The organism is Paenisporosarcina sp. TG-14, assembly GCF_000297555.1.
Lineage (GTDB): Bacteria > Bacillota > Bacilli > Bacillales_A > Planococcaceae > Paenisporosarcina > Paenisporosarcina antarctica.
Genome location: NZ_AMGD01000020.1, coordinates 1 through 13966 on the forward strand (window position 1 = coordinate 1; position 13966 = coordinate 13966).

Consider the following 13966-nt stretch of genomic DNA (forward strand, 5'->3'; position numbering starts at 1 on the left):
GTCCGCCTGAAACGGAAATCACCAATATTAATGAATAAATTTTTTGTCCAAAACACCTGAAACACTTAATTTATGGAACTAAAATTATATAATTTATTGTCTTTTAAAGAACCACTTAAAAGAAAAAAACGCATTGCTTCTTCGAGAGTGTAACCGTTCTATAGAAATATCATACAGCTTTTGTATTTATTCCTTTTCACATTGTCGCGATCTCTGGATATTCCGCTAAAATTACTCAAATAAAAAAACTCACAAAAAAGCGCAATGCTTGTTCGTGAGTTTTTCCGTTCTATTCTACTTCTAATTCTAGTGTCATACGGCGTTCGATTTCTGCCCATGCAGCATCAAAACCAAGTCCTGTTTCAGAAGAAAAAACAATCAATGTATCATGTGCTTCCATGTCTAGCTCGTCGCGTACCATTTTCTTGTGCTTATCCCATTTACCTTTAGGGATTTTATCCGCTTTTGTTGCGATTACGATACACGGAATGTTGTGGAACTTTAAGAAGTCATACATCATGCAATCTTCGTTTGAAGGTGCGTGACGTAAATCAACAATTTGAATCACGGCTTTTAATAACTCGCGACTCGTAATGTATTCTTCTATCATCCTACTCCACTCTTCACGAGAGGATTTCGACACTTTTGCATAACCATAGCCAGGGACGTCAACGAAAAACAGTTGCTCTTCTATTTTATAGAAATTCAATGTTTGCGTTTTCCCAGGTTTTGAAGAGATTCGCGCCATACTCTTTCTACCTATCAACTTATTAATAAATGAAGATTTTCCAACATTAGAACGACCAGCTAAAGCAAACTCCGGAAAACCATCTTCCGGATATTGCGCTGGTCGTACTGCACTTATTACTAATTCTACGTTGTGCACTTTCATTGCACATCGCCTCCCTCTAGTGCTATTTCAAGCACTTCGTCAGCATGCGAAACCAATTTAAACGTTAAATCTTCGCGCACACTTTCTGGAATATCTTCTATATCACGTTCATTATCTTTCGGCAAAATAATCGTAGTTAATCCTGCACGGTGAGCACTTAATGTTTTTTCTTTGAGACCACCTATAGGCAATACGCGACCACGTAATGTGATTTCACCCGTCATACCCACTTCTCGACGAATTGGACGTTTTGACAAAGCGGAAACAAGAGCAGTTGCAATTGTAATACCCGCAGAAGGTCCATCTTTTGGAACAGCGCCTTCAGGCACATGGATATGAATGTCATGTGTCTCATGGAAATTTGCATCTAGACCTAATATTTCGGTTTTCGATCGAACGAAAGAAAGGGCAGTTTGTGCAGATTCTTTCATCACATCACCTAATTTACCAGTCAATATTAACTTTCCTTTACCTGGTGATAGTGATACTTCAATTTGAAGTGTGTCCCCACCAACAGTTGTATAAGCTAATCCTGTAGCGACACCAATTTGATTCTCTGTCTCGGCTTGTCCATAACGGAATTTATGTTTGCCAATAAGATCTTCTAAAGATGACGTTTTTATTACAATACGTTTTTTATCACTTGATACAATTTGTTTCGCAACTTTACGGCAAATTGAAGCAATTTGACGTTCTAAACTACGAACACCTGCTTCACGTGTGTAATAGCGAATTAAATCGAGCATCGCATCATCACGCATTTGCAATTGTGATTTTGTTAAGCCATGCTCTTTTATTTGCTTCGGCAATAAATGGTTTTTCGCAATTGCTTGCTTTTCAATTTCCGTATAACCTGGAATTGAAATGATCTCCATACGATCACGAAGAGGCCCAGGAATCGCACCTAAATCGTTAGCTGTTGCAATAAATAGCACATTTGATAAGTCATACGTTTCTTCAAGGTAATGATCTCCAAATGAATGGTTTTGTTCAGAATCCAGTACTTCAAGCATCGCTGAAGACGGATCGCCACGGAAGTCATTGGACATTTTATCAATTTCATCTAATAAGAAAACTGGATTGATTTTCCCGGCTTTTTTCATTCCTTGAATGATACGTCCAGGTAAAGCACCTACATAAGTTCTACGATGCCCACGAATTTCAGATTCATCACGCACTCCACCTAATGAAATACGAACGAACTCACGTCCAAGTGAAGTCGCAATTGAACGAGCAAGCGAGGTTTTCCCAACGCCAGGAGGTCCTGATAAACATAGAATCGGTCCACGCAATGAGTTTGTTAATTGGCGCACAGCCAAATATTCCAGCACGCGCTCTTTCACTGTTTCAAGTCCCTCGTGATCGCGGTTTAATATTGTTTCCGCGTGACTAATATCTAAACGATCTGCCGTTGCGTCTGTCCATGGCAAAGCAATTAACCAATCCAAGTAGTTGCGAATGACACCACTCTCAGCTGCTGCAGTTGGTAATTTTTCATAGCGATCCAACTCTTTTGTGGCAACTTTCAAAGTGGATTCAGGCATTCCAGATTCTTCAATTTTCTTGCGAAGATCGGTAACTTCCCCCGTCTTCCCTTCTTTATCGCCAAGTTCCAATTGAATTGCTTTAATTTGTTCACGTAAATAAAATTCTTTTTGAGTACGTTCCATCGCTTGTTTTACACGGTTCGTTATTTTCTTTTCCATATCTAGTACTTCTTGTTCATTGTGCAAGCGATTAATTAGCCATTCTAAACGGTTTTTCACCTTGAATATTTCGAGCACTTCTTGTTTACCAATCATTTTTAATGGCAAGTAAGAAGCAACCATATCTGCTAAGCGACCTGGTTCTTCAATATCTGAGACTGTGTCATACGTTTCTGTTGTGACTTTTTTTGATATTTTTGAATATTTTTCAAAATACTCAAGAAGAACTCGCATTAGTGCTTCAAGTTCTGGCGTTTTCTCCGTCTCGTCCGCAGAAGATGTGGCTGCGACTGTCGCGTAATTGTCACCTTCTGTATAACCAGACCATGTGGCACGCTCCACGCCCTCAACTAGCACGCGAATAGTTCCGTTTGGTAATTTAATCATTTGATTTACATGCGCCAATGTTCCAACATCATGTAAATCATCTTCTTCAGGTTGTTCTACGTTCATTTCCTTTTGCGTTGCTAAGAAAACAATGGAATCACTTAATAAAGCTTGCTCAAGCGCAGCCACTGAACGTTCACGCCCCACATCAATGTGTAATACCATTGTTGGGAACACTAATAAACCACGTAAAGGTAATAACGGAACAATTTTTTCTTCATTTTTCTTTGTCATGTGGAAATTCACCTCAATCCAATTTTGTCCGAATTAACCGTAAATCAAACATATGTAAGAAAAAGCTGACATCCGAGCTGCGCGTATGCATACGCACGTTCGAAGCCAGCTTATCTCAACTCAACTTATGCTGAAGTTTTTTCATCGTTTTGATTTAATACAGTACCGTCTTCTAGTAACAATTTAGGATGTGAAGAATCAGTAACTGTCTCTTTTGTAATTATGCACTCCTTAATATCTTCCCTAGAAGGCAATTCATACATTACTTCTAACATTAAACTTTCAATAATTGAACGAAGTCCACGTGCACCCGTTTTACGGATAATTGCTAGTTTAGCAATTTCAATTAATGCATCATCTTCAAATGTTAATTTCACATTATCCAATTCAATCATTTTTTGATATTGCTTCACTAATGCATTTTTAGGTTGAGTTAAAATCTGAACAAGTGCATTCTCACTTAATTGTTCTAAGCTTGCTAATACTGGCAAACGGCCAATAAACTCTGGAATCAATCCGAATTTCAACAAGTCTTCTGGAATTAAGTGTGATAGTAAAGAAGCTTCATCCGGCTCTTTAACATTAGGATTCGAACCAAAACCAATCAATTTTTGTCCTAAGCGACGTTTAATAATTTGATCGATTCCATCAAATGCACCACCAACAATGAACAAAATGTTCGTTGTATCGATTTGAATGAATTCTTGATGAGGATGCTTACGACCGCCTTGAGGAGGAACGCTAGCAACTGTGCCTTCTAATATTTTTAGAAGTGCTTGTTGAACACCTTCACCTGAAACATCACGCGTGATTGATGCATTTTCTGATTTACGAGCTACTTTATCGATTTCATCAATATAGATGATCCCTTTTTCAGCTTTTTCTACGTCGTAATCAGCAGATTGGATTAATTTAAGTAAAATATTTTCTACATCTTCTCCCACGTAACCCGCTTCAGTAAGTGATGTTGCATCTGCAATAGCAAATGGCACATCCAGAATGCGTGCAAGTGTTTGAGCAAGCAATGTTTTACCACTACCTGTTGGCCCTAAAATCACGATATTCGATTTAGATAACTCGACATCATCGATTTTACTATTAGAATTGATTCGTTTGTAGTGGTTATATACGGCAACTGCAAGCGATTTTTTTGCTCGTTCTTGACCAATTACATAATCATCTAAAATAGATAAAATTTCTTTAGGTTTCGGGACTTCTTTAAACTCAGTTTCTTCTTCTGTACCGAGTTCTTCCTCTACGATTTCTGTACATAATTCAATACATTCATCGCAAATATATACACCAGGTCCTGCGACCAGTTTACGAACTTGCTCTTGGGATTTTCCACAGAAGGAACACTTTAAGTTTCCTTTTTCATCATTAAATTTGAACAAAATATTCACCCCTATTCAAGCCACAATCTTACAAGATTCTCCTACTAGAATCAACTAATAAGATTAATGAAATCTTAAACCATTATTTTTGTATCTTTTAAATCGATTGACAATCACTACCTATGTATTACAAAGAACAAGGAACGGGTTAAACATCCGCCCCTTGTTCTAGTTAAGCGAGTATAGATTTTATTATGAAACTTTAGCGTTTTCAACTAAGAAGTCAATTGCTTTTTGTAAACGAAGATCGTTTTCTAAAGCATCAGTTCCACCAAGTGACTCGCGGATTTTTTCTGCTGGCATGCTGAATTGAACAGCCATTTTTTCTAATTCACTATTGATTTCTTCTTCAGAAGGTGTGAAACCTTCAGCTTCAGCAATCGCTTCAAGTGTTAAAGAAACTTTCACACGTTTTTGACCATCTTCAGTCATTTGTGTGCGAAGTGCTTTTTCATCTTGACCAGAGAATTGGAAGTAAAGTTCAAGATTCATACCTTGTGATTCTAAACGTTGCTTAAAGTCGTTTAACATACGTTCTACTTCCATATCAACCATTGCTTGAGGAATGTCGATAGTTGCATTGTTTGCAGCTAATTCAACTAATTCATCTTTTACTTTAGATTCAGCAGCATTTTTCTTCTCTACTACTGTTTTTTCTTTTAGCTTTGTACGAAGCTCGTCCATACTTTCAACTTCGTTATCAATTTCTTTTGCTAACTCATCATTTAATTCAGGAAGTTCTTTTCCTTTTACTTCTTTCACTGTTACTTTGAAAGTAGCTTCTTTACCAGCAAGTTCAGCTGCATGGTATTCTTCAGGGAAAGTCACAACTACTTCTTTGTTATCTCCAGCTTTTGAACCGATTAATTGCTCTTCAAATCCTGGAATGAATGAACCTGAACCAATTTCTAGTGTGTGGTCTTCACCAGCTCCACCTTCAAATGCTTCTTCTCCTAGGAATCCTTCGAAGTCGATTACTGCCGTATCACCATCAACGATTGCATCTTCTTCTTTAACTACTAACTCAGCTAAACGAGTTTGTTGTTCTTTTATTTGAGCTTCAATTTCTTCATCAGTTACGTCTGTTTCTTGTTTAGAAATTTCAAGACCTTTATAGTCTCCAAGAGTTACTTCAGGACGAACTGTAACTGTAGCTGTGAAAATCAAGTTTTCACCTTGCTCCATTTTTACGATGTCGATTTCTGGACGGTCAACAGGATCAATCGCCGCTTCTTCAACTGCTCCAGAGTATGCATCAGGAAGAATAAAGTCTAAAGCATCTTGGTATAGAGATTCAGTACCAAAACGTTGTTCGAACATTTTACGTGGCATTTTCCCTTTACGGAAACCTGGAACGTTAATTTCTTTAACAACCTTCTTGAATGCTTTGTCTAAACCATCTTTAACTATCGCAACGTCTACTTCTACTGTTAATATACCTGTGTTACCTTCTTGTTTTTCCCATTTCACTGACATATATTCAACCTCCATTATTTTAATTAACTTGTTACAATCATTCTTATCTATGAATTTGACAACCATTTTAGTATATCACATTCACCGATACTTTCAACTTATTCACTTACCGCGTAATTCGTACATCCCATCAATCTCTACCAATAAATCGTACATCTGTGCTTCGCAAGCCACTTCTTCGCCTAACATTGCTCCTACATAGTTTATGTATGCTTCTGCTACCTCTTGTTTGTCGAACGTAGACCATTCAAATGGATACATGGCAAACGCATGACGAATAATTAAGTCATGTACCATGTCTAGTTTAGTTGGATTTTGCACTAATTCTTCTCGCGTGATCGCTAGGACAGATTTCACTTTAGTGGTATTTGCAGGTTCAGGTAATCCTTTAGGTGTTACATCAACCTTAAAGCCGAATTTTTCAATTGATAGGGTTCGATCTATTCCACTAATCACCATTAATAACAAAGCAAATGATTTACTAATAGGAGGAATAAGCCCATTTTCAATAATCGTTGCTAATTCGTTTTCAATTGACGATAAATTTTCCCCTTGCAATTCTAATAGAAGTTGTTGTTGCTTATCTTGGGGAAATGCTGAAAATGTTTCAATTTGAAAAAGGCTTGAATCAATTTTATTATTATGTGGAGCATCATCTAACAAAATATCTTCGTTTTGTTTGGAAAGTCTTTCATTTAATGTAAGCAACTGTTCATACTTATCCACTTTTTCAGGAGGAACAATACCTTCTTCAAGCAATGATTCCACAATTTTAGTAACCTCATCAAACTGACGCAGCTCCATCAGAACAGTAATATTTAACTCCATTGTTTCGAAGTAAAAAGAAGGACCGAGCTTTAATAATTCTTCGCATACTTTTTGAGATTCTTCAAATTCTCGAATTTCATACAATGAATATGCATAAACACCCAGTGTTTGTTCATCAACTTCAGTATAGGTCAAGGCTTGTCTAATTGAATCCACCGCTAAATCATATTGAAAATCTTCAGCATGTTTAAGCCCTTCAGCGATCAACTTATCCACCATACCTGGAAAAACAATGAGATTCTCTTTTGTTTGTAATTTTCCATACTTTCTTCGCAATGCAGATTCCGCCTTTCTCTCGAGTATATAGTAGCACAAAATTTAAAAAAGATGCGCATATTTTCACACCTTTTCGTTACTTTTTAAACAGGAAGTGTAATCGTGAAAGTAGTGCCCTTTCCTTTTTCGCTTTCCACTTCAATTGTCCCCTTGGCTTTACTAATAGCACCATACACCATGAGCATACCAAGGCCTGTTCCTTCTTTTTTCGTCGAGTAGTAAGGCTTACCTAATTGTGAAATTTCATCTTCCGTCATACCAATACCGTTATCTTTAATTATTATTATGATGGACCGATTTTGCTCCGATACATCAATAGATAAAATACCGCCACTTTCTTTCATTGCTTCTATTCCATTTTTCAATAAATTAATTAATGATTGTTGCATCTGATTTTTATCGTATCTTTTTTTCAGTGTATTATTAAACTGAAACTCTATATCAACATGATTCATTTTGGCATATGGAAACAAAATATTTTTCACGTACTCTATCTCTTCTTTTAAATTGGAAGACACCATATTTTCTGATTGCGGTTTTGCAAAAGCAAGAAAGTTACTTACAATCCCCTCTGCCCGTTCTAATTCTTTTAATGAGAAATCAATATATACTTTTTCATCAGTTGATAAGGTCTTAGATTCTTTTAAAAGTTGTAGAAATCCATGAGTTACCGTTAGTGGATTTCTAATTTCATGCGATACACTTGCAGAAATCTCACTCATAACATGGAGTCGTTCTGTATGGAGAAAGTTTTCTCGACTTTTAATATTCGAAATAACTTTTTCGATCATTAACAAATTCAATGTAATGACCAAAACATGTGTCGACACTGAATAGAAAGCAAGCTGCCAAAATTCATTCGTTAGGTGCACAAAAAATGTGCTAAGTGACAATAAATATAGCCCCATCGTAAATAAGACTGCGAAAACTCCTGTAATTACCCGTTTTTGAGTTGAGTATTTAAGAAACTTTTTACTTATCAAGGGCACGACTAGAAAAATCACCGTTGAAAATATGAGTGAATGAATCGTACCTTCTCCCCCAATTATAAATCGATATATATTTAATAGGATATATAAAGGAAGTACCTTTTTATATCCACCATAAAGCGCAACGATAATGAATGGAATATAACGTAAATCAAAAATAAAACCAATTTGAAGATGGATCGGATACAACATGCATAAAATCATCGAGATTGAAGAAAAGGTAATGAGGAATGAATTGCTATAAACAGGTCTACGATTTTCAAAAAATATGACAAATAATAAGAGCGGAAAAATTAAGAATAAGATATTTAATAATAATGTTTCAAACACTGAGGCAACTCCTCTCTTTGCAAATCATTGGATATACGAAGGAATTAAACCTTCTAATTAACCCTACCTTATTAAAGTAAAATTAAATTCAAACCCTAACACCCTAACGATGAAATACTATCATTTCATATATAAAGATTATTCGACACCATCTTTTTATAATTCTTACTTATTTTAGATATGTGCTTAATATCATTTATAAAACAAAAGTAATGATAACACATTGTTGTCGGTGTACAGTGTTAAGTTTTCATAAGGACTGAAACTTAGTATAGTAAGAATTTGTACTTAATATGGAAAAGATGGTTTGTCGAAGCCTGTCGAAATAGTTATCACCATATTAGAATGAATATTTCTTAAGCTTTCAATTTCAAAAAAACACATACAAGCCAAGATATGAAATGAAGAAATAGGGAAATGTATTTATCCTAAAATATCATTTAAAGGGTAACTGGTATGGTTTCGTGGAAATTATTAATTTCCACATAAATAGAACACTTTAACGTAATATGCAAAGTGAAACCTAAGTTTCGTTATCTATTGAATCAAGTGAATTTCTATTTATTGTAGGAATCATTAAATAATCCTCAGCAAAATTAATTTTTTCACTTTGATTATTAAGAGTCTTGTTGATTCTAATATTTACAGTGCTTTTAAACTTTTTCGGATCAAAATAGTAACACTTATCGGTGTCTGGACAAAACACACAATATAAATCTATTTCTTTCTTATCAACGGGTTTTTCACAACAGCCTTTTGAAGTACTATATGAAGAACTAAATCTTACAAACAAAAACCCTTTGGAATTAACACTTCTATATTTAACTAATATTTAACTTGAATCCGAATAAATTCACCATTTTTATAGGCAACTATATCAAATGGGGAATGCTCTGATAAAGGCGTTAATATTAAGTAACCTTTGCTGCATAAATCCACTTGAGCCTTAAGGACACCTAAATCACCTTTGTTTTTAGTATGATGTTCCAATCTTACACCCCCTAAAACTTTCTTTTGAATACTATCTATACCCATTACTTATAATGTAAGAAAAGCTAATATCGATTTTTGTATCAAATCTTAAAGCATTCTGGCGCTAAAGTGATGGTATAATGTGCAAAGCAGATAAATTAGGAAGTCATTATCCTAAAACAAAGGAAGTTATCCGAAACTTCTTCCTGTGTTTATATTCGGAATCATTATCGGAGGTGTTAATATGAATAAAAAGTGGACTATTGAAAATATCAGTGAGTATGTTAAGAAGAATTCAGATTGTGAATTACTTTCTACTGAGTATCTTGGATTCTCGCAAAAACTACTGTTTAAATGTTCATGTGGGAATAATTTTGAAAAAACTTTAACTAAATTTAAAGCTAGTAATCAGAAAAAATGTTCAAGTTGTTTAGAACCTAGAACTCCAAGAACTTCAAAAAAATAAAACATATATATTGGTGCATTAATAATGCCTTCGAGAATATAAGATGATTGTCTATTACCAATTTATTAATAGATTTTTAAATCTATTGTTTATAAACGACACAATAAACATATCAAGACAAAAGAAAAAAACACTCAAAACCTTATATAACAAGGTTTTGAGTGTTTTTTATTGGTTAAACGTAAACCATCTGTGTTCTCTACCTTCCAGGAAGACTTGTTTAATAGCCCTGTAAAACTTAGTAAATAATGGTTTTATATAATTTTCGAGTAGCGAATGTGTAGTGTAGTTCAATTCACCACGAATTAATTGCAGTATTCAATAGTGAAGCTCTAAATATTCATTAAAATCTTTGTTAAACTTTTTTTATATACTACTTGCCGAACTTCCACCACTTCTTCTTTTCTTCTTTAGCAGCTGCAATTTCAGATTTAACTTGAGTTTTAACTTCTTCAAGCATTAACTTTTTATTTTCTTGAGATTCTCGGAGTGATTGAACAAATACTTTATCATGCTTATCTTCAATTCTCTTTAATTGTACTTTCAGCTCGTTGTTTTGATTTGCAATAGAAGTCATAACCTCATGGATCTGTTTTTCTTGAACTTTAAGCGCAGAAGATACAGCTTGTTCAACTAAAGCCATAACGTCATATCTATTTGGTTCTTCTTCGCTAATAGAGTCATGACCGTCATGACTATTCATTTCGCCAATTTTCTTAGCGACTTTTTCAATCGTCATACCGTCATACTTTATTAGCTCCATGAACTTTTCCAAAGTTTGAATATCTTCAGCAGTAAAAATTCTATGGCCTTGCTGATTTTTCTGGAATACATAGCCACCGTCTTTTTCCAAAGCAGCTATGTATTTTTTGTATAGAGATTCCTTGATGTCTAGCTGTTTCATTACGTCACTCGGTTTATAAATTATCGTCATAACGGCATACCCCCCATGCTTATTTATTCGTCATGACGTTATGATACTCCTTTATCGATCCTCAATCCTTTTTATGTATTATTATTTCTTATCTTTTATATCAATTATTGCTGTTGCACTCTTTGTAGTACCTTCTCCATACACTCTAGTCTTTGAATTAGCTGAACTTAGTTTAAACAAATCGAGAACAGATAATAGTAAATTTACATCTTCATCTGATGCCCCTATCTTTATTTCTGTATCTACTTTGATATTTACTGACCGCCAAAACCTATTAGCAAGCCACCCATTATCAAAACAACGTCCTAGAAACGCTTTAAACGAGTTAATTTAGTCGTATTAGCAACATTCATCTGCCCCAGCCACAAATATATAATGTCACTCGTTATATCTACCAAATACTCAACCTTAGTATCTCTAGTAAAGTAGTGAACAATTGTACGGTAATCGTATATTTTTCTTTCACGACAACCACCCACTTCAAGTTGCTTTAAAACCACTGTCAATGCTTGTTCAATTTGTAGGTCTTTCCGTTTCACTGGCTGTTTTTTTACTGGGAATAGCGGTTGTTCAATTTGGATATTAAATATCCCCTTCTTTTTGGACACAGAAAAAAGCACCTCCACCTACAATTCTTTAGTACAGAAACTCGACTGACCGAGTACTGTAATATTGAATCATAAGCGAAAGTGCTTATTTCTTTAAATATAACGTTATAAAACTTACGTCCCAGGAGGGATTCGAACCCCCGACCGACGCCTTAGCTTACCACCATAGCTTTCGCTACCAATGTACATTGTTTGTAGTCTGGACTATATCTTCACCATTGCAGGTGCGACACGTGTAGTCTCTACGGAACCTCACGTCGAATGAACGATTTTTAGCATTCTTACCATTACTTGCGTAATCATTCAGATTGCCTTCTCTTCACCAAAGTGAAGCGTAAGTTTCCTCGGTATTGCCATCAGCATGATCTGTTAAGGTTTCACCGATATAGTGTCGTCCACTCCACAGGTTTTTGTTTCCCTGTAAAGGCTCCTAATATCTTGAAGGGCGTTGCTCTATCCGGCTGAGCTACTGAGACATGTTACTTTCAACTCGTTTCAGAAATGAAAGACAATACTTATTATAGAAATATTCCCACCATAAGTCAAGGTTATTTTTAAACTATCGAAAATACTTGTTGTTCCAGCTGTTGATGTTCATCCGAAAAGAATGTTACCATCCACTTTAATTGTGATTTTTCAATAATCGCATAGCTCTTTTCTTTGCGGCCTCTCGGCAATTCTAAACTGCCTGGGTTTACGAAAAGTGTGTTACCTATAAGCTCTGCGCCTAACAAATGAGTATGCCCGAAGAGAACCACGTCAGCTCCTAGTTCTTGAGCTCGGGTACTTAATGGCATTAGTGTAGATTTCACTTGCCATAAGTGACCATGTGTCATAAAAACTTTTACTCCATTAACTTCGGTGAAAACTTCAGCCGAATAAGAGGAATCCCAGTCACAATTGCCTCCGACTACAAAAGCATCTTGTAGCGATTCATGTTGTGTATCGAGTTCGCTGTCTCCGCAATGAAAAACAGCATCTACAGGTCCTACTGCATGCCTGACTTGATCAATCGAATTCGTTTCTCCATGTGTGTCACTAATCACTACAATACGCATCCGCTCGCCACCTTACCTCAACAAGTTTGGTAATTCTTCTGAGATTTTCTTAATCGCATTTCCCCGATGAGAAATTGCAGCTTTCTCTTTAGGTTGTAATTCAGCCATCATTTTTCCTAACTCTGGTACAAAGAATATAGGATCGTAGCCAAAGCCATTCGTTCCTTTTCGATCATGTGCTATAAGACCTTCGCATGTCCCAAAGACAGTTTTAGTCTCCATGCCTGGACCTGCTAGAGCAATGGCACAACAAAAACGAGCCATACGCTTATTGTCATCTACATGTGCTAGTTCGGTCAACACTTTTTCCATATTGGCTTCGTCACTTTTATCTACCCCTGCATACCTTGCAGAATAGACCCCTGGTGCGCCGTTTAAAGCGTCAATTTCAAGACCGCTGTCATCAGCAATTACAAACGTTTGTAATCGCTCTGCAAGCGCCTCTGCTTTTAGAATAGCGTTTTCTTCAAACGTAGTACCTGTTTCTTCGACTTCCATATCTTCAGCAACATCATGGAAAGTCAGGACTTCAAAACCGTATGGATTAAAAATCGCTTCAAAGTCTTTTGCTTTGCCTTTATTTTTCGTTGCTATAATTACTTGTTTCATTATAAAACGCCTAACTGATAACCGATGCGGTCAGCGATTTCGCCTAACGCTTCTTTTTGAATTACTATTAGGTTTTTAATTCCTTCATCTCCTAGATCGAGCATTTCGTTTAGTTGTTGTCTCGTAAACGTAGCTTCTTCTCCAGTTCCTTGAAGTTCTACAAACTGTCCTGAACCTGTTTGAATAATATTCATATCAACATTTGCAGTGGAATCTTCCACATAGTTTAAATCTAAAATTGCGCCTAATTCTTCGTCCATCCCAACACTCGTTGCAGCTAGGAAATCGGTTACAGGGAATTCAGGCAGTTGTTTTGCATCTTGCAATTTTGCAATGGCCATTGTCATCGCAACAAATGCACCGGTAATAGAAGCTGTTCGTGTGCCTCCATCAGCTTGGATAACATCACAGTCTATCCACAATGTTCTTTCACCTAAAGCTTCTAAATTAACAACTGCTCTTAATGCTCGTCCAATGAGACGTTGAATCTCCATCGTACGTCCACCAATTTTGCCTTTTGTCGCTTCACGCTGAGTTCGAGAGCCTGTTGCTCTAGGCAGCATGGAGTATTCAGCAGTTATCCACCCTTTACCTTGACCACGTAAAAATGAAGGGATACGTTCTTCGATCGTAGCTGTGCAAATGACTTTTGTTTGCCCTACGGTAATTAAAACAGAACCTTCTGGGTGTACTAAATAGTCTGTTTCTATTGTAACTGGTCTAAGTTGGTTTGTGTCTCGTCCATCATGTCTCATATATGTGTTGCCTCCTCATAGTAGGTTCGCAAGCTTATCGTATCACATATTC

General features: G+C 36.1%; 12 protein-coding genes and 1 pseudogene. 1 reads left to right on the forward strand and 12 read right to left on the reverse strand.

Annotated features, from left to right (window positions below; translation table 11 throughout):
• Positions 1–289: 289 nt before the first annotated feature.
• The 7 genes and pseudogenes from yihA to C406_RS21330 form a co-directional block, all read right to left on the reverse strand.
• On the reverse strand, positions 290–892 hold the full coding sequence (yihA, locus tag C406_RS0106715) for a ribosome biogenesis GTP-binding protein YihA/YsxC (protein WP_017379838.1): 603 nt from the start codon (positions 890–892) through the stop codon (positions 290–292).
• Entirely contained in the window at positions 889–3219 is a 2331-nt protein-coding gene (gene lon, locus C406_RS0106720) for an endopeptidase La (RefSeq protein ID WP_017379839.1), read from the reverse strand. Before lon ends, yihA begins: the two co-directional genes overlap by 4 nt.
• Before the next feature lie 125 nt (positions 3220–3344).
• Positions 3345–4613 (reverse strand): ATP-dependent protease ATP-binding subunit ClpX, encoded by a 1269-nt coding sequence (clpX, locus tag C406_RS0106725; RefSeq protein WP_017379840.1) that lies wholly within the window; start codon positions 4611–4613, stop codon positions 3345–3347.
• 192 nt (positions 4614–4805) lie between these two features.
• The gene (tig, locus tag C406_RS0106730) at positions 4806–6089 is read right to left on the reverse strand and encodes a trigger factor (protein WP_017379841.1); all 1284 of its coding nucleotides are present in this window, start codon (positions 6087–6089) and stop codon (positions 4806–4808) included.
• Between the two features lie 102 nt (positions 6090–6191).
• A complete protein-coding gene (locus C406_RS0106735; protein ID WP_017379842.1) occupies positions 6192–7193 on the reverse strand; it encodes a hypothetical protein in 1002 nt (333 codons plus the stop codon).
• A gap of 83 nt (positions 7194–7276) precedes the next feature.
• Complete coding sequence (locus C406_RS0106740) at positions 7277–8512, reverse strand: ATP-binding protein (RefSeq protein WP_017379843.1); 1236 nt, start codon at positions 8510–8512, stop codon at positions 7277–7279.
• Positions 8513–9035: 523 nt separating this feature from the next.
• Positions 9036–9502: pseudogene (locus C406_RS21330) on the reverse strand (group I intron-associated PD-(D/E)XK endonuclease).
• 226 nt (positions 9503–9728) lie between these two features.
• Here C406_RS21330 and C406_RS0106750 point away from each other — a divergent pair.
• A complete protein-coding gene (locus C406_RS0106750) occupies positions 9729–9950 on the forward strand; it encodes a hypothetical protein (protein ID WP_017379845.1) in 222 nt (73 codons plus the stop codon).
• Positions 9951–10323: 373 nt separating this feature from the next.
• Here C406_RS0106750 and C406_RS19860 read toward each other — a convergent pair whose 3' ends face one another.
• The 5 genes from C406_RS19860 to rph form a co-directional block, all read right to left on the reverse strand.
• Entirely contained in the window at positions 10324–10884 is a 561-nt protein-coding gene (locus C406_RS19860) for a DUF3967 domain-containing protein (RefSeq protein WP_017379846.1), read from the reverse strand.
• A gap of 305 nt (positions 10885–11189) precedes the next feature.
• A complete protein-coding gene (locus C406_RS19380; protein WP_017379847.1) occupies positions 11190–11492 on the reverse strand; it encodes a hypothetical protein in 303 nt (100 codons plus the stop codon).
• A gap of 554 nt (positions 11493–12046) precedes the next feature.
• The gene (locus C406_RS0106765) at positions 12047–12550 is read right to left on the reverse strand and encodes a metallophosphoesterase (RefSeq protein ID WP_017379848.1); all 504 of its coding nucleotides are present in this window, start codon (positions 12548–12550) and stop codon (positions 12047–12049) included.
• A gap of 12 nt (positions 12551–12562) precedes the next feature.
• A complete protein-coding gene (locus C406_RS0106770) occupies positions 12563–13159 on the reverse strand; it encodes an XTP/dITP diphosphatase (protein ID WP_017379849.1) in 597 nt (198 codons plus the stop codon).
• Positions 13159–13914 carry a ribonuclease PH gene (rph, locus tag C406_RS0106775; RefSeq protein ID WP_017379850.1) on the reverse strand — a complete coding sequence of 252 codons (756 nt, stop codon included), beginning with the start codon at positions 13912–13914 and terminating at the stop codon, positions 13159–13161. The genes C406_RS0106770 and rph overlap by 1 nt, the downstream gene beginning before the upstream one ends.
• Between the last annotated feature and the right edge of the window lie 52 nt (positions 13915–13966).